The 22085-nt window shown below is 70.9% G+C and carries 13 protein-coding genes; 8 read left to right on the forward strand and 5 right to left on the reverse strand.

Annotated features, from left to right (window positions below; all coding sequences use genetic code 11):
* Window positions 1–143 precede the first annotated feature (143 nt).
* The 3 genes from FJ309_14920 to FJ309_14930 all read left to right on the forward strand — a co-directional run bounded on the left by FJ309_14920 (window position 144) and on the right by FJ309_14930 (window position 2654).
* Window positions 144–395 (forward strand): DUF433 domain-containing protein, encoded by a 252-nt coding sequence (locus FJ309_14920; GenBank protein ID MBM3955881.1) that lies wholly within the window; start codon window positions 144–146, stop codon window positions 393–395.
* 269 nt (window positions 396–664) lie between these two features.
* Window positions 665–2047 carry an ATP-binding protein gene (locus FJ309_14925; GenBank protein MBM3955882.1) on the forward strand — a complete coding sequence of 461 codons (1383 nt, stop codon included), beginning with the start codon at window positions 665–667 and terminating at the stop codon, window positions 2045–2047.
* A complete protein-coding gene (locus FJ309_14930; GenBank protein ID MBM3955883.1) occupies window positions 1896–2654 on the forward strand; it encodes an RloB domain-containing protein in 759 nt (252 codons plus the stop codon). The genes FJ309_14925 and FJ309_14930 overlap by 152 nt, the downstream gene beginning before the upstream one ends.
* 21 nt (window positions 2655–2675) lie before the next feature.
* Here FJ309_14930 and FJ309_14935 read toward each other — a convergent pair whose 3' ends face one another.
* Together FJ309_14935 and FJ309_14940 are read right to left on the reverse strand one after the other, a co-directional pair.
* A complete protein-coding gene (locus FJ309_14935) occupies window positions 2676–4169 on the reverse strand; it encodes a DUF1501 domain-containing protein (GenBank protein MBM3955884.1) in 1494 nt (497 codons plus the stop codon).
* Between the two features lie 34 nt (window positions 4170–4203).
* The gene (locus tag FJ309_14940; GenBank protein MBM3955885.1) at window positions 4204–7395 is read right to left on the reverse strand and encodes a DUF1553 domain-containing protein; all 3192 of its coding nucleotides are present in this window, start codon (window positions 7393–7395) and stop codon (window positions 4204–4206) included.
* Window positions 7396–7595: 200 nt separating this feature from the next.
* Between FJ309_14940 and FJ309_14945 the strand changes: the two genes are divergently transcribed.
* A complete protein-coding gene (locus tag FJ309_14945) occupies window positions 7596–8945 on the forward strand; it encodes a hypothetical protein (protein MBM3955886.1) in 1350 nt (449 codons plus the stop codon).
* Window positions 8946–8973: 28 nt separating this feature from the next.
* Here the strand turns inward: FJ309_14945 and FJ309_14950 are convergent, their stop codons facing one another.
* Window positions 8974–9822: a fumarylacetoacetate hydrolase family protein gene (locus tag FJ309_14950; protein MBM3955887.1), complete on the reverse strand. Its 849-nt coding sequence runs from the start codon at window positions 9820–9822 to the stop codon at window positions 8974–8976.
* 78 nt (window positions 9823–9900) lie between these two features.
* Here FJ309_14950 and FJ309_14955 point away from each other — a divergent pair, with 78 nt between their 5' ends.
* From FJ309_14955 to FJ309_14965, 3 genes are read left to right on the forward strand one after another with little or no spacing between them, the layout of a single operon-like run.
* Entirely contained in the window at window positions 9901–16047 is a 6147-nt protein-coding gene (locus tag FJ309_14955) for a hypothetical protein (GenBank protein MBM3955888.1), read from the forward strand.
* A 37-nt stretch (window positions 16048–16084) separates the two neighbouring features.
* Window positions 16085–16546 (forward strand): DUF202 domain-containing protein, encoded by a 462-nt coding sequence (locus FJ309_14960; protein MBM3955889.1) that lies wholly within the window; start codon window positions 16085–16087, stop codon window positions 16544–16546.
* A 13-nt stretch (window positions 16547–16559) separates the two neighbouring features.
* Window positions 16560–18269 (forward strand): L-lactate permease, encoded by a 1710-nt coding sequence (locus FJ309_14965; GenBank protein MBM3955890.1) that lies wholly within the window; start codon window positions 16560–16562, stop codon window positions 18267–18269.
* Window positions 18270–18353: 84 nt separating this feature from the next.
* Here FJ309_14965 and FJ309_14970 read toward each other — a convergent pair whose 3' ends face one another.
* Together FJ309_14970 and FJ309_14975 are read right to left on the reverse strand one after the other, a co-directional pair.
* Window positions 18354–19349 carry a DUF1559 domain-containing protein gene (locus FJ309_14970; protein ID MBM3955891.1) on the reverse strand — a complete coding sequence of 332 codons (996 nt, stop codon included), beginning with the start codon at window positions 19347–19349 and terminating at the stop codon, window positions 18354–18356.
* Between the two features lie 154 nt (window positions 19350–19503).
* Entirely contained in the window at window positions 19504–19941 is a 438-nt protein-coding gene (locus FJ309_14975) for a carboxypeptidase regulatory-like domain-containing protein (GenBank protein ID MBM3955892.1), read from the reverse strand.
* Between the two features lie 401 nt (window positions 19942–20342).
* On the opposite strand from FJ309_14975, the gene FJ309_14980 reads away from it, so the two are divergent.
* Complete coding sequence (locus tag FJ309_14980; GenBank protein ID MBM3955893.1) at window positions 20343–22076, forward strand: FAD-dependent oxidoreductase; 1734 nt, start codon at window positions 20343–20345, stop codon at window positions 22074–22076.
* Window positions 22077–22085: the final 9 nt, after the last annotated feature.

Raw genomic sequence — 22085 nt, forward strand, 5'->3', positions numbered from 1 at the left:
GCGAGCAACCGGCCCGTCCTGAACCCGCCATCCTTGGAGCAACCAGCTACCCCGGAGTAGATTCAACCCATCCCCAGCGCTGCACTTTTCGACCGCCCCGCGCTGCACTTTTCAACCGGCGTTCACAACGGTAAGGTGCATAGATGGAACGTTCGTACGATCTCCTGTTCGACCGCATCTGGATCGATCCCGCGCGGTGTGCCGGCAAGCCGTGCATTCGCGGTCATCGGATCTGGGTGTCGCTCGTGCTCGGCCTGCTCGCATCAGGCGCCACCGTGGCGGAGATTCTGGCCGACTACCCGGGGCTCGAGGAGGACGACATCCGGGCCTGCCTGGCATACGGCTCCGAGCTGGCCCGCGAGCGATTCGTGGACATTCCGCTTGAAGCGCCGTGAAGATCGAGCTCGACGAGAATCTCGGTGCACGCGGGCAACAGCTCTTGGCAGCTGCGGGCCATGACGTGTGCACGGTGCCCGCCCAGGCGCTCACCGCGGCGGAGGGCCCACAAAACAGGTTCGCGTGAAAAAAACACGGCAAGTAGCCGTTTGGAGCGTGCGGATGGGTCATTGAAAGGCTATTCTTGTGGAAAAGGCGTGGCTTGTAAGCTGTCTTGAAATCCTGCCCGGCTCGACGCCAACGCCCTCTCGCCGTGGAGGCCCCTCCCATGCTCGTCTCGTTCTCGGTCTCGAACTTCCGGTCATTCGGCGAGGAAGTGACGCTGAACATGGTCGCGAGCGGTCGCTATCAAGACCATCCAGAGCACGTTATGCCATTGCCAGGTATCGACCGCTCTGTGGTTCGTACCGCGGTGATCTACGGGGCGAACGCTGCGGGGAAGTCGAATCTCATCAAGGCGATGGACTACGCCCAGAAGTGGATCCTCGGGCAGGCCGACCGCGGCAGGCCGGTCGACGCTTATGCGTTCCAGACGAATGCAAGAGACAGGCCGACGAGCTTTGAATTCCGGTTCGTCGCTGCCGGAAGAATTTTCGCCTATGGATTCGACGTGACGGAGCGATCGATCCGAGGGGAGTGGCTGGCGGTTGTCAACGGAGACGACGAAGAAGCTCTTTTTGAGCGAAATGCCGAAGGACATACGACGGTCCATGAAGCGAATCTCGACAGGCGTTTCCCAGACGACACGAAGCTCTTCGACCTCCTGACGTCGCGTGCCAAGAACGATCTCAATGACTCACAGTTATTCCTGGAGTCGATTCGGGAAGTGCGGGATGCCAGCCAAGGAACGACGATGGCTGCCGTCGTTCAATGGCTGACGCGGACACTCGTTGTCATTCCGATAGAACAATCTCACGAGCCGATCCTAACCCGCCTCTCTCGCGATCCGGAGTACCTCGGGTTCGTTGAGGCACTCCTTGGAAACGTCGGGACGGGTATCCATCGGCTCCAGATCGAGGAGCGCGAACGGCCAATCCCCAAGGAAATGGAGAAGTCCTTCGACGGTTTTGCTAGGCACGTGTCAAGTGATCCGGATTCCGACACCGTCTATTCACGGAATCTCCAGACTCCCGGACGCTTCGTGGCCCGCTATCTCATGGCTTACCATCAGCGCGAAGGAAACGATTACAAACTCCTGATGAGCGAGGAATCAGACGGAACCCGTCGGCTTCTGGCGCTTGCCCCGCTCCTCAAGGCCGGTGCGAAGGAGCCGCGGGTGTTTGTCGTCGACGAGCTCGACCGAAGTCTTCATCCGTTGCTCTGCTGGGAGTTTCTCCGGCTCTTCGCCGACACGATGCCCGGCGCGCAGCGGCAGCTCGTCGTCACCACCCACGAAGCCCATTTGCTCAATCAGGAATTGTTGCGGCGCGACGAATACTGGTTCATGGAGAAGGACGAGACGCAGCAGAGCCGGCTCTATCCGCTCTCCGAATATCGGGATGTACGAAAGGATCTCCAGCTCGAGAGGGGATACCTCAGCGGTCGCTTCGGCGCGGTGCCGGTCATCGGCCGCACCGACGAGATCGAGGCTCTTCTGGCCGATCCTGGAAAGGAGCCGATGGCCGATGCCCCTCAAGCGACGCCCACTTGACCGCGAGAGTGGCGTGGTTCGCGACGCGTCTCTCGTCGTGATCGCATCCGAAGACACCTACGCGGTGCAGCACTACTTCGCCAAGTTCCATGCGAGGCGGGTGCAATTCAAGGTGCTGCCCACCGCAGGGGGCCGATCATCGCCGGAGGCGGTGCTCGAACGTCTCGACAGTTACCGGCGTGAATACGACATCAGTGAGGGCGACGAGCTCTGGGTCTGTATCGATCTGGATCATTGGGCGGAGGCTGCCCACATCGCCAACCTGAGGCGGGTGCAGAAAGAAGCGGAAGACAAGGGATACAGCGTCGCTCTCAGCAACCCCTGTTTCGACTTCTGGATCCTTCTCCACTTCGAGGATCCACCATCGGACGGGATCCGGCGATGTGGCGATGTCGCCGACAGGCTGCGGCAGATTCTTGGCGGCTTCACGAAAAGGTCGATCCAGCACCTTCGACTCGCTCCGCAGCAGGTCGAGCAAGCAATTGAACGTGCCCGGCAACTCCCCGTGGTGGACAGGCTCACACCGGGCGGCCCCACGACCCAGATGCACCGGGTCCTGGAGAGCCTGCTCACGCGAGAGGCCATCCGACTGAAGGAGCCGCGGTGAGGTGAGCCGGCCCGTGGTCGCTCACGCCATCAGCTCGGGGATCACGCGCGCCGGTTCGACGCCGGTGAGCTTGAAGTCGAGGCCGAGATGGCGGTGGGTGAAGCGCTCATGGTCGAAGCCCAGCAGGTGGAGCACCGTGGCGTGGAAGTCGCGGATGTGCACCGGGTCCTTGACGATCTGATAGGAGAAGTCGTCGGTCTCGCCGTAGATCTGCCCGCCCCGGGCGCCGCCGCCGGCCATCCACATCGTGAAGCAGCGAGGATGGTGGTCGCGGCCGTAGTTGTCCTTCGACAGGCCCCCCTGCGAATAGACCGTCCGGCCGAACTCGCCCCCCCAGATGATCAGCGTGCTGTCGAGCAGGCCGCGGCTCTTGAGATCCTGCACCAGGCCGTGGCAGGCCTGGTCGATGTCCTTGCACTGCATCGGCAGCCGGACGGACACGTTGGCGTGGGTGTCCCAATTGTTGAGATACACCTGCACGAAGCGTGTGCCGCGCTCGACCAGGCGCCGCGCCATCAGGACCGTGTTGGCAAACGTGCCGGGCTTCTTTGCCTCCTCGCCGTACATCGCGAACGTGCTCTCCGGCTCGGTGGCGAGGTTCGCCAGGTCGGGGACGCTGGTCTGCATCCGGAACGCCATCTCGTACTGGGCGATGCGCGTGCGCGTCTCGGGATCGCCGAGCTGCTCGAGCGTGCGCTGGTTGAGGGCGGCGAGGCCGTCGAGCGTGGTCCGCCGCACGCCGGCCGGGACGCCGGCAGGATTGTTGATGTACAGGATCGGGTCGCCGGCCGAGCGGAAGCTGACCCCCGAGTATTCGCCCGGCAGATAGCCGCTCGACCAGAGGCGGGCGCCGATCGCCTGGACCTGCTCGGTGTTGGTCGGCTTGGCGACGAGGACCACGAACGTCGGCAGGTCCTGGTTGAGCGAGCCGAGGCCGTAGGCCGTCCAGGCGCCCAGGCACGGCCGGCCGTGGAGCTGGTTGCCGGTCTGCATGTAGGTGATCGCCGGCTCGTGGTTGATCGCCTCGGTGTGCATCGTGCGGATGAAGCACATCTGGTCGACCATGCTCGCCGTGTGGGGGAGCAGCTCGGTGACCCACATCCCGCTCTGGCCATGCCGGGAAAACGTGAACTTCGACGGCGCGATCGGGAACCGCTTCTGCCCCGAGGTCATCGTCGTCAGCCGTTGGCCGTTGCGGACGCTCTCGGGCAGGTCCTTGTCGTACCAGTCGTTCATCACCGGCTTGTAGTCGTAGAGATCCATCTGCGGCGGGCCACCCACCATGTGCAGGTAGATCACGTGCTTCGCCTTGGGGGCGAAGTGGGGGCCGATCGCCCCCGGGACCCGCGCCACGCCGTCGGCCCCGGCGACGGCGGCCGACTCCCCGCGCGCCGCCTCCGCGCCGGCCAGCGCCGCCAGCGACAGGCCGCCGAGGAGGTGGCTGCCGCGCTCGAAGAACCGCCGGCGCGTGAGGGACAGGCCCAGCTCGGCCAGCGGCCGGGGAAGCGGATTCATCGGGGATCTCCTGCGGCGGGGGTGGCCGGCCGGTTCACTTGCAGAGGACTTCGTCGAGGTTCATCAGCTCGTTGACGAGCATCGTCCAGGCGGCGAGCTTGGCGGTGTCGGGGAGCCGGGGCTTGGTATCGCCGATCGTGACCAGCGCCCGGGCGTCGTCGGCGTGGGCGCCGTAGAACGCCTCCAACTCGGCCAGCGATTTCTTCACGATCTCCGCCTCGGCGGCGGCCAGCGGCCGGGCGAGGAGGCGGCGGGCGACGAAGTCGAGCCGTGCGTCGTCGGTCGCGCCGCCGATCTCGAACGCCCGGTCGGCCAGCGCCCGCGCCGCTTCGACGAACTGCGGGTCGTTGAGCGTGACCAGGGCCTGGAGCGGCGTGTTGGTGCGCTCGCGGCGGATCGTGCAGGTCTCGCGCGACGGGGCGTTGAAGATGTCCATCGAGGCCGGCGGTGCGGTGCGCTTCCAGAACCAGTACATGCTCCTGCGGTACAGGCCGTCACCGGCGTCGCGCTTGTAGACCTGGGTGTTGCCCCCCATCGACACCGCCTCCCAGACGCCGTCAGGCTGGTAGGGCTTCACGCTCGGGCCGCCGACCTGGCGCACGAGCAGGCCGCTGGCGGCGAGTGCGGAGTCGCGGACCATCTCGGCATCCATCCGGAACCGGGGCCCGCGCGACAGCAGCCGGTTGGCATTGTCCTTGGCGAGCTTGTCGGGGGTCGTCGCCGCCGACTGCCGGTAGGCGGCGCTGGTAAGCATCAGCTTGAAGAGTTGCTTGACGTTCCAGCCGCCGTCGCGGAATTCGAGGGCGAGCCAGTCGAGCAGCTCGGGATGGCTGGGCAATTCACCCGACACGCCGAGGTCGGCGCTGGTCCGCACCAAGCCCGTGCCGAACACCTCCTGCCAGAAGCGGTTGACGGTCGTCCGCGCCGTCAGCGGATGGTCGGGGAGAAACAGCCACCGCGCCAGACCGAGGCGGTTGCGCGGCGCCCCGTCGGGGAGCGGCGGGAGGATGTCGGGGGTGTCGGGCTGGACCTCGTCGGTGCGCTTGTCGTATTCGCCCCGCGCGAGGATCCAGGCCTTGGCCGGCTCCGGCTTCTCGTTCATCACGTGGGCGACGGTGCCGCGGCGGCGAAGTTCGGCGTGCTCCGCCTCGAGGGCGGTGACGCGGGCCGTGGCCGCCTTGAACGGCTCGTCGGCGCTGGCGAGCCACCAGTCGTAGAGTGCCGCGGCGGCGGCGGGACGGGCCGCGGGGTCGAGGCGGACGACGTCGGCCAGCGCCTGCCCCCGGGAGATGCCCTCGATCTCGCCGGCGGCGAGGGCTCGGCCCCAGACGGCCAGGCCCGCCAGCCCGACGGCATGCGCCGGCGAGCCGGGCGACCGGCTCCCGATCGTGAACGGCACCGAGGTGCGGATCGTGTTTTTCTTGAACGATTTGGTCTCGACGTTCAGCCCCTGCGGCTTGCCGTTGTAGAAGACCTTGATCCCCTCGGTCAGGCCCGAGCCGTCGTAGGTGATCGCGACCTGCGTCCAGGTGTCGGCGGGGAGCTGGTCCTTCGCCGCGACCTTCATCGCATCGTCGGGCCAGGAGTGGACCATGTGCATGCCGAGGCGCCGGCTCTGGATCCAGGCGTCCCAGCCACGGTAGGCCTGGCCGTCGTCCATCCGCGCGACGACGGCATACGCGGTGTCGTTGGCAGGGGGCCGCACCCAGAAGGTGAGGCTGAAGGCTTGGTCGTGCTCGAAGTCGCCGACGGTCGCCACATCGGCGGCCTTGCCAGCCAGGAGCAGCCCCGAGCCGCCGCCGGGACCCGGCTGCCAGGCGGTGCCGGCGGACAGCGGGAGATCGGTGTCTTTGCCGGCGACGCGCACCTTCGTGACCTGCCCCTGCCCCTCGGCGCAGGGCAATTCGGCCAGTGGCGTGTCCTGCGGGAGCAGCTTCTGCACCGTCTCGGCGTTGGCCGCCGCGATCCAGGCGTCGAACTCCGGCCGGGCCGCCCCCTTCCGCGCTTCCACCGCCTCGCGCGCGGAAGGCAGCTCGTTTCCGAGCGCCGTGAAGCGCGGCAGGTCGTCGGGCTTGGGCACCGGCACGACCGGCGGGGTGTCGTGCACGTTGCCGTCCATCGCCGGTTGGGTGGTGTTGTTGAAGAACGCCGACAGCTCGTAGAACTCGCGCGCCGACAGCGGGTCGAACTTGTGGTTGTGGCAGACGGCGCAGCCGGTCGTGATCCCGAGCCACACCGCCGCGGTCGTCTCGGTGCGGTCGCGGCAGTAGAGGACGCGATACTCCTCGTCGATCGCCCCGCCCTCGCTGGTCGTGATGTTGCAGCGGTTGAAGCCGCTGGCGATCTGGTTGTCGAGTTTCTCCTCGTCGGGCAGCGACGGGTTCGCGGCGTTCACCAGGTCGCCGGCGAGCTGGAGGATCGTGAACTGGTCGAACGGCAGGTTGCGGTTGAAGGCCTCGGCGACCCACTGCCGGTAGGCCCACTGCTCGCGGAAATTGTCGATGTGGATCCCGTTGGTGTCGCCATAGCGCGCGTAGTCGAGCCAGTGGCGCCCGCGGTGCTCGCCCCAGTCGAGCGTCGCGAGCAGCCGGTCGAGGTACCGCTCGTAGGCATCCGCCGAGCGGTCGGCGACGAACGCCTCGACGAGCGCCGGCTCAGGCGGCAGGCCGGTCAGGTCGAGGGCGGCGCGGCGGGCGAGCGTGCGCCGGTCGGCCTCCGGCGCCGGGGCGAGGCCCTCCGCCTCGAGCCGGGCGAGGATGAAGCGGTCGATCGGGTTTCGCACCCAGGCTTCGTTGCCGACAGCGGGCACGTCCGGCCGGACCGGCGGGATATAGGACCAGTGGGGCTGGTAGGCCGCCCCTTCCTTGACCCAGCGCGTGAGGGTCGCTTTCTGCTCGGCCGAGAGCGGCTTCTTCATCGCCGGCGGCGGCATCACCAGATCAGGGTCGTCGGAGCAGATCCGGTCGAGCATCACCGACGAGTCGGGGTCGCCCGGCACGATCGCCCCCGATTCCACCGCCGCGTCGCGCTGGTCGAGGCGGAGGTCGGCCTTGCGGCTGGCGCTGTCGGCCCCGTGGCAGGCGAAGCAGTGCTCGACCAGGATCGGGCGGACGTCGCGGTTGTAGGCGAGGGGCGCGGGGTCGGTCGCGCCGGCGGCCGGGAGGCCGGCCACGAGCGCGAGCCCAACGAAGCGGACCACGGGAAACGCACGCGGGCGACGGATCATCGGCAGGGTCTCCGACGGGCGGCAGGGCCGGCTGACACTGGCGAAACATCCAAATGATACCACCCCCGAGGCGGCCTTCCGCCCCCGAAACCGGCCCCGCTTCGCCAGGTTTTGTGGGCTGCCAAGGCGATTATGGGTCGGCCCATGCCGCGCCGCGATCGCGTTGGCTGAAGCCGGGGACGACCTCGGATACCCTCGGCATGACTCTCGTCGCTCTCCCGTGGGCCATCGCCGGCCACCCCGGGGGGCCGTTCCTCGCCGCGGCCGTCGCCATGAACGCCACCACGCTCGCCCGCTACCTCGTCGGCGACGCGGCGGCGATCCGCGTTGTCGCTGCCACGCGCGATTCCTGGCTCGTCGGTCTCGTGTTCGTCCTCGGCGCCGGCCTGGCACGCGAGTACGACCACGAGGACCTCCTCCACGAGCCGTGGCACGTGCTGTTGCCACTGGCCGCATCGACGTTCACGGCGACGATCCTGTATCTGCTCCTCCGGATCGTGTCGTGGCGCCGTAGCGGCACGGGCTGGCCCGTGCATGGGGGATACCGGGCGTTTCTCGGCCTCTACTGGGCGACGGCGCCGCTGGCCTGGCTCTACGCGCTGCCCGTCGAACGCTTGCTCCCCGCCGGCGAGGCCGTCGGCACCAATCTCTTGCTTCTGGGGATCGTCTCGGCGTGGCGAGTGATCCTCATGAGCCGGGTGGTGCAGGTGGTGTGGCACGGTCACTGGCTCGCCGCGTTCCACGTCGTCGGCTGCTTCGCTTGGGGTGTGGCGGCGGCAGCGATGTCTGTCGCCAAGCTGCCGCTGCTGTCCATCATGGGGGGGATCGAATTGGGGCCCGGCGAGGCGACGCTTGCCGGCACGACATTCGTGGTCATGCTGCTGGCCTATGTGTCGACACCGTGGTGGCTGATGGCACTCGCCGTCGTCCTTCTGCTCCGGCGCCGGCCCGACGGCCCGTGGACCCCCGACGGGGCGTTTGCCTCCGGGAGGTTCGCCGTGGCGCCGTCGGCCTGGCGCCTCGCCGGAGCGCTCGTCGCGGTGGGGCTCGTGCTGCTGCCGTTCACGCAGCCGGAGCAGTGGCGCCGCCACGCGGTGGAGAGGGCGTTTCGCGCGGGGGACGTGGCCGGTGCGATCACGGAGATCGAGCGCCATGGCCGCGGCGGCTTTCCGCCCCACTGGGATCCGCCGCCGCGCACCGGATTCGGCGAGCAGGTGCCGGGACTTCCCGCGATCGTGGCGGCGCTGGTGGCCACCGATCCGCCGCCGTGGGTGCGCGAGATCTTCCTGGCCAAGGCGCACAACCTCGACGTGCTGGCAGGCCCGGGAGGCGTGGTCAAAACGCTCGGCGACGAAATGCTCGCCGACTACGTCGCCTCCCTCGAACGGCTCCCCGAGGGAGCGCGGCTGGCGACGTTGCACGTGCGGGCGCTCGAGGAGTTTTCGAAGCGGCACATCGACGAGACGATCGAGCCGTCCGCCGAGCGGCTCGCGCTTCTCGACCGGCTCGGGGCACTGGCCGGGATACCCCGCGAACAACCCGTGCCGTGATGGATCATGGTGTGTGCGCGCCGGCTCGTCAGCGGGCGCCGGGCTCCTCGATCACCGGGTTGGTGAGCCGGCCGATCCCCTCGATCTCGATCGTCACCTCGTCGCCGGGGCGGAGGTAGACCGGTGGCGTCCGTGCGAACCCGACGCCGTGGGGCGTGCCGGTGAGGATCACCGTGCCGGGGCGGAGGTGCATGCTCGCCGAGAGGAACTCGACCAGCGTCGGCACGTCGAAGATCATGTCGGAGGTGTTCCAGTCCTGCATCACCTGGCCGTTCACGAGCGTGCGGATCGCCAGCCGGCCGGGGTCGGGGATCTCGTCGGTGGTCACCAGCGCCGGCCCGAGCGGGCAGAAGGTCGCAAACGTCTTGCCGCGACACCACTGGCCGCCGCCGCCGTTGCGCTGCCAGTCGCGGGCACTGACGTCGTTGGCGCAGGTGTAGCCGAGGACGTGGTCGAGGGCCCGGGCCCGGGGGACGTTGCGGCAGGCCTTGCCGATCACGATCGCCAACTCGCACTCGTAATCGACCATGTCGCTGCGCAGCGTGCGCGGCAGCTCGATCGGATCGCCGGGGTTCTGCACGGCGCCGGAGTTTTTCAGGAACAGCACCGGGTGCTCGGGCACCGCCTGGCCCCCTTCGGCGGCATGGCGCTTGTAGTTGAGCCCGATGCAGAGGATGTCGCGCGGCTCGAGGGGCGCGAGCAGCTTGTCGACCGTCGCCGGCCGGCCACTGTCGGTGAGCCGGCCGAAGAGCTCGCCGTCGAGGAGCGTGACGCGGCCGTCGGCGTGGAGCCGGCCCAGGCACTCGCTGCCGGCGGAGAGGAAGCGGACGATTTTCACTGGCGCTGGTCTCCGAGGTCGGGAGCGGGAAGCGTCCATGCTACCGCACGCCTGCGGCGGACAGCCGCGGACGTCGGGGCGTAGACTGCGACCGGCGGCGCGCGACCGGCGGCTCCGGTGGCGGAGGACACGAGCGTGGAGGGGGCGATGGCGCGCGGCGGCATGGCGTGGCTGGCAGTCGTGATCACGATCGGGGGGGCGATGATGGGCGGACGAGTCACGGCCGACGAACCGCCGGGACCACGCGCGGAGGCGTGGCGGCGTGTCCAGCAGGCGCTCGACGAAGCCCGGCCGCAGTCGGCCGGCGCGGCGCTGGCGGGGATCGAGGCGGAGGCCGTCGCCGCCGGGGCCTGGGACGAGGCAGCCCGCGCCATCGCGACGCGCGTCGTCGTCGAGACGGGTGACCGGCCCCCTGACGATCCGGAGCGTGTCGTGCGCCTCGCGCGGCGGATCGCCGAGGCGCCCGAGGCGACGCGGCAGGTTCTCGAGGCGATCGAGGCCAACTGGCTGGTTGGCTACTTCCTCGCCAACCGCTGGCGCTACCAGGAGCGCACCGCCGGCGGTGCCGACGGGGGGCTGGAGACGATCGCCGAGTGGGATCTGCCCCGGATCATCGCGGAGATCAGCGGCCGTTTCGCGGCGGCGATCGGGCCGCCGGGGAGCCCCGAGCGGCGGCGGCTCCAGGGGCAGCCGGTGGAACGGTGGGCGTTGCTCCTGCCGCCGGCGCCGATGCCCGATGCCTGGCGGCCGACGCTGTTCGACGTCGTCGCCCACGACAGCCTGTCGTTTTTCGCCCTCGGCGAGCGCGGGCTGGTCGAGCCTGAGGATGCGTTCGAGATCGACGCCGCGGGCCCGGCGCTGGCCGATGCCGACACCTTCCGCGCCTGGCGGCCGGAAGGCACCACCGCCGACGCCGCCGCGCCGCTGCTGGCGGCGGCGCTCCTCCACCGCGAGCTCCTCGACTTCCACGCGGCCGACGACACCCCCACCGCGCGGTTCGCCGCGGACCTCGAGCGGATCGAGTGGGCGGCGCGAAGCGCCGTGGGCGACAACGTCGCCGCCCGCCACCGCGAGGCACTGGAAACCTTCATCGCCGCCGCCGGTGACGATCCGACCGGCGCCCTTGGCCGCTACCACCTCGCCACGCTCCTCCAGGGGGACGACCCGGCTGCGGCACTGGCGCTTTCGCGCGAGGGGGCGGCGCGGCATCCCGACTCGCCGGGAGGGCGTCACTGCCGGCAGCTCGCCGCGGCCCTCGAAGTGCCGCAGTTGCAGGTGATCGCCGAGCGCGCCTGGGCCGAGCCATGGCCGGCCGTGTGCGTGCGCTACCGCAACCTCACGCGCCTCCACCTCCGCCTCTGCCGGGCCGACTGGCAGGCGCGGCTCGCCGCGGGCAAGGCCCATGCGTCCTGGATCGACGACGACGACCGCGACGCGATCCTGGCGCTCCCCGCCGAGCGGCAGCGCGTGGTCGAGCTGCCGGCGACACCCGACTTCCGCCAGCGCGACGAGGAGGTCGCCGTCGACGAGCTGGCCGCGGGGCTCGCCCCCGGCGCCTGGTGGCTGGTGGCCAGCCCGCAGGCCGGCGCTCCCGGCGACGACAACCCGGTGAGCGTGACGCTGGTGTGGGTGACGCGGCTGGCGCTGGTCACCGAGTCGTCGCGGCCGGTGTTCACGGGGCGCGACGGCCCCGCGCCCGTGCTGCCGGCGGTTGGCCACGTCGTCGATCTGGTGACCGGCGAGCCGGTGGCCGGTGCCGAGGTGACCCCCTGGCGGCCCGAGGGGGGCCAGCGCCGTCAGGCATTCCGGGCGGCGGCCACGGTGACGACCGACGCCGACGGCCGCTTCCAGCTTCCCGCCGCACCGGGCAACGAGCTGGTGATCGCCGCGGCGGCGACGATCGCCGGCGTGCGCCACCAGATCGTCGCCGAGCCGCTCCAGGTCTGGCCGACGGCGCTCGACAGGGACGTGGCCACGATCGTGCTGGTCACCGACCGCGGCATCCACCGGCCGGGCCAGACCGTCTTTTACAAGGGGATCGCCTGCCGCGGCGACCGCGAGCGCGGCGACTATGCGGCGCTCGCCGACCGGCCCGTCACGATCACCCTCCGCGATGCCAACGGCCGCGAGGTGGCGACGGCCGCGACGATGACCCGGGCCACCGGCTCGTTCGACGGCTCGTTCGCGCTGCCCCCCGGCGGCCTGCCCGGTCAGTGGTCGCTCACGGCCGCGGCCGGCGCGGCGCAGGGGGTCGTGGGCGTCCGGGTCGAGGAGTACCGGCGGCCGAAGTTCCTGGTCGAGCTGGCCGAGCCGGACGGGCGCGTTGCCCTCGGGGAGGAGGTCGTCCTCGGCGGTACCGCGACGACCTACACGGGCCTGCCGGTCGCCGGCGCGAACGTGCGCTGGCGCGTCGAGCGCCTCGTGCGCTGGCCCGAGTGGTGCCGGTGGTTCGTCCCTGGCCTGCCGGCCGGGGGGGTGGCCCGGCGCGTCGCGCGGGGCAGCGCGATCACCGACGAGATGGGGCGGTTCACGGTCAGGTTCGAGGCCCTGGCCGATCGGGCCGTGCCGCGGGAGGCCCTCCCGGTATTTCGCTTCCGCATCGACGCGACGGTCACCGACGGCGGCGGCGAGACCCACTCCGCGGAGCGGACGGTGTCGGCCGGATACACGGACATCGAAGCGACGCTGTCCACTACCGGCTGGCAGGTGGCCGGTGCCGCGGGGCCGGCCGAGGTGAAGATCGAGGTCGCGACGCGGTCGCTCGACGGTGCGCCCCGGCCGGCGGCCGGCCGGCTGACCGTGGCCCGGCTCGTGCAGCCGGCGACGGTGCCGCGCGGGCCGCTCGTGCCGCGCCTCGGTCGAGGCGGTGCGCCGGCGCCCGATCCGTCCGACCCGGCCGGCTGGCCCGACGGCGCCGAGGTGTATGCGGCGGCGGTCGCCACCGATGCCAGCGGCGCCGCGACCGTCACGGTGCCGCTGCCGCCAGGGCTCTACCGGGCGACGGTCACGCTCCCCGGCGCGGGTGCGGCGATGGCGGCGAAGAGCGTCCAACTGGTCGAGGTGATCGATCCGGCGGCGGCGGCCTATGGCGTGAAGGTTCCCTTGGCGCTCAGTGCGGCAGCGCGCGACGCCGCCCCCGGCGACACGTTCCGGGCGATCCTCGGCACCGGCCACGCGACCGGCCGGGCGCTGGTCGAGATCTCGCAGGCGGGGCGGACGGTGTCGCGCGGGTGGACCGAACCGGGGCGGACGCAGTGGCCGGTCGCGCTGCCGGTCACCGCCGAGCAGCGCGGCGGGTTCACCGTCCGGGCGTGGCTGGTGCGCGACGGCCGGCTGACGGCGGTCGCGCGCACGATCGACGTCCCCTGGACCGACCGGAAGCTGTCGGTCGAATGGGAGCGCTTCCGGCGGGTCGTCGAACCGGGGGCCGGCGAGACATGGCGCGTGCGCGTCGGCGGCCTCGGTGACGCCGATGGTGCGGCTGGTGCGCCGGCATTGGCGGAACTGCTCGCCATCCTCTCCGACCGCTCGCTCGACGCCTTGGCGCCCCATGCCTGGCCCGATGCCGGTCTGCTCGGGCTGTTTCGCCGCGAGGCGGGAACCGTCACCGACCAGTTCACCAACGGCGTGGCGGCGCTGGTCGATGCCGGCGGCCAATTCGTCGTTCCCGAGGTCGAGGTGCCGGCGCTCGAATACCGTGAATTCCGCTATCCGTTCGGCTGGCCGCGGTTTTTCGGCGGTGGCCGTGGCCGGGCGATGCGGGGTGCCGTCGCGATGGCCGACGGCATGCTGGCCGCCACCGCCCTGGGAGTGCCGCTGGCCAAGGGCGAGCGCGGCGGAATGCCGCCGGGGGTGCCTGGAGCGGCGGCTGCCGACGCCCCTCCTCCGCCGGGCGCCGCGGCAGGCGCGCCACCGGCGCCGGTGCCGCCACCACGGCGGCGGCTGGTGGAGACGGCGTTTTTCCTGCCGGCGCTGGCCACCGCGCCAGACGGTACGGTGACGATCGAGTTCACCGTGCCCGACACGCTCACCACCTGGTCGTTCAAGGGGCTCGCCCACGACGCACGCCTCCGCAGCGGCACGCTGGTCGATACGACCGTCGCCGCCAAGGATCTGTCGGTCGAGCCGCTGGTGCCGCGCTTCGTGCGCGAAGGAGACGTGGTCGAGATTCCGGTGAAGGTCGGCAACCGCTCGAGCGGGCGCCTCACCGGCACCGTCCGCCTGGCGCTGGCCGACGCGCGGAGCGGCGCCGACCGCGGCGGGCTCGTCGACGGCCCGCGCGAGCTGCCGTTCGACGTCGCCGCCGGCGCGACTGTGGTGGTGCCGTTCACGCTCCGCGTCGCGTCCGGGACCGACTTCCTCGAATACACCGCGACCGGCGTGGCACCGCGCAGCAGCGACGGCGAGCAGGGGCTGCTCCCGGTGCTCCCCGCCCGAGTCCCGGTCACCGACACGGTGCCGGTCACGCTCCGCGGCCCGGCGCGGCGGACGGTGTCGCTCGAGCGGCTCGCCGCCGGCGGTGCGACGAGCGAGGCGCTCGTCGTCCAGGCCGCCTCCAACCCCGCCTGGTACGCCGTGCTCGCGCTGCCCGTCCTTGTCGAGGAGCCCGACGAGAGCACCGAGGGGCTGTTTGCACGGCTGTTCGCCAACGCCTTGGCCGCCCGGCTGGCGACGGCCGACCCGCGGATCGGGAAGGTGTTCGAGCAGTGGCGGCAAGGGGGGGAGCTCGCAAGCGCGCTTGACCGCGACGCCAGTCTCGTCCGGACGCTCTTGGAGGAGACTCCCTGGGTCCGCGCCGCCGCCGACGAGCGGGCCGCGCGGGCCCGGATCGGCCTGCTCCTCGATCCCAACCGGACCACCGCGGACACGGCAGCGGCCCTCGCGCGCCTCGAAGCGCTTCGCAACCCCGACGGCGGCTGGCCCTGGTTCCCCGGCGGGGCGACGAGCGACCCGGTGACGGTGGCGATCGTCGCCGGTTTCGGCCGCCTCCGCGCCGCCGGCGTGCCGGTCGATATCCAGCCGGCGCTGGCGGCGCTGCCGTGGCTCGACGGCCGTCTGGTCGCCCAGCGGCGCGCCGCCGAGCGGCTCGGCGCCGCCGCGACGATCACGCCGCTGGGTGCCGCCGCCCTCTACGCGCGGAGCTTTTTCGCGGCCGACATGCCCGCCGCGGGAGAGGCCGCCGCCGCCCTCGAGTACGGCCTCGACATCGCCGCGCGGACCTGGATGAAGCTCGATGCCCGGTTGTCCCAGGGGCAGGCGGCGCTGGCGCTGTTTCGCGCCGGGCGGCGCGAGGCGGCGCGGGGCATCGTCGACAGCCTCCGCCAGCGCGCCGTCGATGCCGCCGTGCCGCCGGGCGCGGAGGGGGAGTCGTGGCAGGGAATGTGGTGGCGCGACCCGCACCCCGGCTGGTGGGGCTGGGCCCACGCGCCGATCGCCACGCAGGCCCTGATGATCGAAGCTTTCGACGAGGTCGCCGGCGACGCTGCCGCGGTCGAGGCGCTGAAGGCCTGGCTCGTGTGCCGGAAGCGCACCGACCGCTGGGGAGCAAGCGCCGCGACGGCCGACGCGGTCGGGGCGCTGCTGGGGCGCGGAGCCGACGTGCTGGCCGATTCACCCCCGGTCGCCGTCACGATCGGTGGCACAGAGGCCGACGGCGGCGCGGGCAGCGCCGGCACGGGCTACACCGAGACGCGCCTCGTCGGCGCCGCCGTCACACCCGCGATGGCGACGATCACGTTTTCGACGGCGGGGAAAGGGCTCGCCTTCGGTGCCGTCCACTGGCTCCACCGGGCGGCGATCGACGACGTCGCCGCGGCCGGCCGCGCCGAGCTGGCGATCGACAAGCGGCTGTTCGTGAAGCGCTCCACGAAGGCCGGTCCGGTCCTCGAGCCGCTCACTGGCGGGGCCGGCGGCGGGGGCGGCCCCGCTCTCACCCCCGGCGACGAAGTCGTCGTCCGCCTCGTGGTGACCAGCGACCGCGACTACGGCTTCCTTGAACTGGCCGACCACCGCCCGGCGCTCGCCGAGCCGGTCGACATGCTCTCCGGCTGGCGAAGCGGCGACGGCGTCGTCTGGTACCAGGCGGTGGGCGACGCGTCGACGCGGCTGTTTTTCGAGCACCTCCCGCGTGGCACGCACGTCTTCGAATATGCCCTGCGCGTCGCGCGCCGCGGCACTGCCAGCGCCGGATTCGCGACGATCGCCAGCCGCTACGCCCCGGAATTCTCCGCCCGGTCGGCGTCGGTCCGCCTCGAGGTGCCCTGAGCGGACACGGGCGACCGGATCACGGCGCGGGCGGAGGATGGTATCCTCCCGCGCCGTCGGCGCCGTCGCTGTGCCGGCCGCGAGGGGGACCAGCACGATGGACGACGAGCCGGGGCCCGCGCCGACGTCGCTGGTCAACGAACTGGCGCGCGAGCGCAACCGTGAGGCGGCCGACCGGACGCTGCTGGCCTGGATCCGCACCAGCCTGGCGATGATCAGCCTCGGCTTCGCCATCGAGCGCCTCGGCCAGGCCGCGGTCGCCATCGACCAGCGCTTCGACGGCGCGGCCCAGACGAAGACCCGGTTCTTCGGCGTTGCCCTGATCGGCCTGGGGATCGTGGCGACGCTGGCGGGGATGTGGGAGCACCGCCGGCTCCTCGCCGCGATCGCCGCCGACGACTACCGCTACGCCGATCGGCCGGCGATCGCGCGGTTCATGGGCGGGGCGCTGGTCGCGGTCGGGATCGGGGCGCTGGCGCTGGTGCTGTGGGGTCTGTGAGCGGAGGGCGGCGATGGAGTGGCTGCAGAACTACGACCCGCTCTCCTCGCCCCTCCTCTCGACGGTCGTCGCGCTGCTGCCGCTGGCCGTGCTCCTCGGCCTGTTGGCACTGGCCGGCCAATCGGCTGCCCGCGCCGCGGTGGCCGGGCTGGTGACGGCATTGGTGGTGGCGATCGGCGTCGTCGGGATGCCCGTCGACGCGGCGCTGGCCGCGGCGCTCCACGGCGCCGCGTTCGGCCTGTTTCCGATCGGGTGGATCGTCGTCGGGGCGATGTTCGTCCACCGGCTCACGGCCGACTCGGGGGCGCTGTCGATCATGAAGCGGTCGGTCACGAGCCTGTCGGCCGATCACCGGCTGCAGGCGCTGTTGATCGCGTTTTCCTTCGGGGCGTTTCTCGAGGGGGCGGCGGGATTCGGGGCGCCGGTGGCGATCTCGGCGGCCCTCCTGGCCGGGGCTGGATTTCCGCCGCTCGAGGCGTCGTGCGTCGCCCTGCTTGCCAACACCGCTCCGGTCGCGTTCGGCGCCCTCGGCACGCCGATCGTCACGCTCGCCCGGGTCACCGGCCTCGACGAGCAGGCGATCTCGGCGATGGCGGGGAGGCAGTTGCCGCTGTTCTCGCTGATCGTGCCGGCGTGGATGGTGGCCGCGATGGCCGGCTGGCGCGGTCTGGTCGGCGTCTGGCCGGCGGTGCTGGTGTGCGGCGTGTCGTTCGCCACGGTGCAGGCGGCGGTGAGCAATCTCGTCGGGCCGGCGCTGGTCGACGTCGTCGGCGGGATCGTCAGCCTCGTGGCGCTGGCGACGTTTCTCCGCGTCTGGAAGCCGGCCGAGGTGTGGACCCTGCCGGGCGCCGCGCGCGGAGGCGATCGCGGCGGCCGGGCCCGGCCCCCGCTGCCGGCGGCGCGCGTCGCCTGGGCGTGGGCGCCGTGGCTGGCAGTGTCGGCGGCGGTGTTTACCTGGGGCGTGCCGGCGGTGAAAGGGGTGCTCGAGGGCAACGCACTGCCCGGCGGGCCGGCGCTTGTGCCGACGGCGGTGGTGGCGCCGCAGTGGCCGGTGCCGCGGCTGCACCAGCGCGTCGCCAAGGTCCCGCCGGTCACGCGGCACGCACGCGAGCCGGAGCCGGCGGTGTACCGGCTCAACTGGCTGTCGGCGTCGGGGACGGCGATTCTCCTGGCGGGGCTCGCCAGTGTCCCGTGGCTGGGGATCACCTGGCGGCGCGCGGGGCGGATCGCCGTGGCCACGCTCCGTGACCTCGCCGGCTCGCTGGCGACGATCGCCGCGATGCTGGCGCTGGCGTTCGTGACGCGGTATTCCGGGACCGACGTGATCCTCGGGCTGGCGCTGACCGGCACCGGCGCCGCCTACCCGTTCTTCGCGGCGATCCTCGGCTGGCTCGGCGTGGCACTGACCGGTTCCGACACCTCGAGCAACGCGATGTTCGGCAGTCTGCAGCGCGTCACCGCGGAACAGCTTTCCCTCGACCCCCTGCTGATCTGCACCGCCAACAGCACCGGCGGTGTGATGGGGAAGATGATCGACGCCCAGAGCATCGTCGTCAGTGCCACCGCCACGGGCCTGGAGCGTGCCGAAGGGAGGATCCTGCGCCGCGTGCTCCCCCACAGCCTGGCGCTGGCGACGCTGGTCGGCCTGCTCGTCTGGCTGCAGGCCGGACCGCTTTCCTGGATGGTGCCGGTCACGCCTCCGGCGGTGGGCGAGAGCGAATGAAAACCGCCGCCGCGGGGTTGGCCCCGCGGCGGCGGCATGCGTGTCGTCACGATGGTCGCTGCGGGCAGCCCCGCGGCGTGGATGTCAGTCGAGCGACAGGCTCTCGCCGAATTCGGCGGTCGACGCCGCGCGCCAGATGGCGATATCGACGTCGTTGCTGACGAACCGGATCGAGCCGTCGCAACTGCCGACGTTGACACCGCCCGGATGCCGGCTGCGGGCCGCGAGTTGGACCTCGGCGGCCTGGATGCAGGGAAGATTCTTGATCGGCTGGTTGTTGCAGTAGGAGGCGAACTGGAACTGGTCGGGCGTCGGCGAGTTGGGGCCGTTGAACGCGTGAAACACGGCGCCCGGACCCCACCAGGTGAAGCCGCGGAGGTCGGAGGTGGTGACGCTGGGATTGATCCCCAGGCAGGTCTCCGAAACCATCATCGTCTTCGACAGGCCGTCGGGGATGTTGGAAAACTTCACGAGGCGGCCGTTGACGTTGTTGACCGGGTTCTTGCCGTTGCGGATGAACGGCGCGCCACCGTAGATCACGCCGTTGAGCGGCGTGCCACGGCCGGGGAAGTCCTGCATCCGGTTGGTATTGCCGCCGTTGACGACGTAATTGTGCTTGGTGATGTTGAAGAAATTCGGCGACCGGGTGTTTTCATCGCTGGCGTCGCTCGGGCAGAGGAGCTGCGGGATCAGCGTCGTGGTCACGGGGCGGTTGTTGACGTGGCTGTAGTTGGTGACGGTCGTCGACCCGGGGGCCGTGCCGCGCATGAACCCCTGATAGCGGTCGTACAGCGCGTTCTCCTCCATGAACGGCAGGATGGCGAGCTGCCAGGTGCCCCAGTCGCCGCCGGCGTTGTAGTCGCTCGCCGGGAGGCTGCCGCGCGACGAGTGGTAGTTTTGGAACGCGAGGCCGATCTGCTTGACCTTGTTGGTGCAGCTCGAGCGATTGGCCGCCTCGCGGGCCGCCTGGACCGCGGGCAGCAGCAGGCCGACGAGCGTGCCGATGATCGCGATCACCACGAGCAGCTCGACGAGCGTGAATCCCGGGCGCTTCGGCGCCGGGGGCAGGGACGACTTCATGGGAAACTCCTTCCAGGAATGAAAATGGAAATGGAACCCGATGGATCAGTGACGAATCGATACCGACACTTTCTTCGCCGGCGGGCTTCAACTCCGCCGGCGGTGGACGGATCGGGAAAGCTCCCGAGGGCTCCCGAGAAAACGGAACGGGTGGTCAGGGGAGGTCGAGCGACAGTTCGTTCGGAGCGTCGTCTTTGGCCTGCTTGACCTCGAACTGACCGGCGGCGTTGTTGAGGTATTTCTCCGGAAGAATGTCTTTCGGCGGCGGGCCCTCTTCACCAGGGGCGGTGCCGGGAGGCGGATCGGCGCCCCGATCGAACGCGTGAACCCAGACGGCATAGGTGCCGGGACTCGGGCCGGCATTCCGCGGAATCGAGAACTCGCCGTTGGCGATCGACGCGGTGGCACCGGTCTTTTGCCCTGCGGCCGGTTCGAGCGTGACGGTGCCGAACTGGATCGGCTTGCCCTGCCACGTGATCTTGCCCTTCACGGGCTGGCGGGCGAACGGATCGCTTTTCGCGCAGCCGATGGCCAGCGCGACGACCAGTGCGACCTGTGCCCCGACGACCACTCGTTTCCAGGAACCGACCATGAGCTTCTCCCTGCCGTCCTCGCGTCGGTCACTACGGAGGCCGGGCACCATTTGCTCGCCAAACACTTACAATGCCCACCCCCCGCGCGATGGATCGGAACTTTTTATAGAGGGAACGTGTCAAAAGGCGAGAGGCCGAATCAGGCGGTCCCTGTGTTCCTCGCAAGTTCTCCCCGTGTGGGACGTGAAAAAAGGGGGGGTTGGCGAACGGCGTTCGGAGCCATCGGCCCCTTTGCGGGTAGCGGCGGGTCCTTTGCCAACGGTCCCCGTAGGACGATGATGCCAAACCCGCCGAGATCGGTTGGCACTGTCGCTCTGGCAGCAGTCGGTATTTTCGGAGCGGATTCACGCGGTCAGACCCCGGACCGAAGGACATCTCGGCACGGGTAGAGGAGGCTTCGATGGCGGCAGTCGCGCGAGCCGGGCAGTCGGTCGGGCGCAGGGCGCTTTCGGCATGGGTGTGGGCCGGTGCGCTCGCCGCGCTCGTCGTGCCCCCGGCACGGGCGGTCGAGATTCTCGACCGGTTCGACGTCGTGATCGCCGGAGGGAGCACGGCGGCGTTCGCCGCGGCACTGGCCGCCGCCGAGGCGGGGGCGGCGACGGCATTGATCGAGCCGACCGACTGGGTCGGTGGCCAGCTCACCAGCAGCGGCGTGCCGGCGATCGACGAGGCCTGGCACTCGATCAAGCCCGCCGACGGCGGTGCCCCCTACTCGGTGTCGAAGGTGGCGCGCCTCCCGGCCAACATGACGCCGCGGTTCCTCCAGCTCGTGCAGTCGATCGATCCGCGCGGCGACTGCTGGGTGAGCCGGTTCTGCTTCTGCCCCGACGCGTTCGTCGCCAAGCACCTCGAGCCGCTCGAGCGTGCCTGCGGCGACCGCCTCGTCGTGTTCCGCGACACGGTCGTGAAGAAGGTCACGCTCTCCGCCGACGGCGGCCGCGTCGAAGGCCTCGAGTGCATCCGCAGGGTACCGCGTCCCGGTGTCGCCGCGCGGGGCTACGACCGGCTGCCGTCCGTAGACCTGGCCGACTGGTACTCCCCGGCCGACTCGGCGCGGTTCACCAAGGAAGTGCTGCGGTTCGTGCCGCGCGCCGGGAAGACGCCGGTGTTCGTCGACGCCACGGAGTGGGGCGAGGTCCTCGCCCTGTCGGGCAAGGACTATCTCCAGGGGGTCGAGGAATCCGACGGCGCGCTGACCACCGCGCCCGGCGCCGACACCTGTGGCCAGGCGACCGTGTACTGCTTCGCGCAGGAGATCCACCCCGAGCCGGTCGGCGAGCCCGACCGCCCGGTCCGCGCGACCGACATGGGCTACGGCGCCTACGGCGACAAACCCGATGCCTGGACGAAGATCTGGACCTACCGCCGGATCCGCGGCAAAGGGGCCCCGGCGACCGGCGACGTCTGCCTGCAGAACTGGGGCTACTCCCAGAAGCATGGCGAGGGGGGCAACGACTATCCCCACGCTTACCTGTTCACGTCGAAGGCGGCCACGGCCGCGCAGGTGGCCGACTGGCGCGGCGGAATCGACCTCGCGGCGCTCGCCGGCGCCGAGGACCGGGCGTTTGCCTGGCACCAGTGGTTCCGCCGTCATGCTCCCGACGGGATCGCGCCCGAGCGGATCGCGCTGGCGCCGGCCGTTCTCGGCACGGCGCACGGCCTCGCCAAGCTCCCCTACATCCGCGACACGCGCCGCGCGATCGGCCTCGACGGCTTCGTGCTGAAGTTCGCCGATCTCTCGGGCCCGGCGGCGCGGCGCACCGGGACGGTGTTTCCCGACCGGATCGCGCTCGGCGCCTATCCCGCCGACATCCACCCGGTGTCGACCTGCTCGATGCCGGAGTATGCGGTGGCGGCCCACGACACGCTGCCGTTCTCGATCCCGTTTCGGGCGCTGACCCACCGCGACCTCTCCAACCTGCTCGTCGCCGGCAAGACGATGGCGCAGTCGTTCCTCGCCAACTCGGCGACGCGGCTGCATCCGATCGAATGGTCGACCGGCACCGCCTGCGGGATCGCGGCGGCGGAGATGGCCAAGACCGGCCGCACGAGCGCGCAGCTGCTCGCCGACATCACGGCGCTCCAGGCACTGGTCAAGCAGAAGACGCCGATCGACTGGACCTTGCCGGAGTGAGCCGGCGGC

Source organism: Planctomycetota bacterium (genome assembly GCA_016872555.1).
Classification (GTDB): Bacteria; Planctomycetota; Planctomycetia; order Pirellulales; family UBA1268; genus F1-20-MAGs016.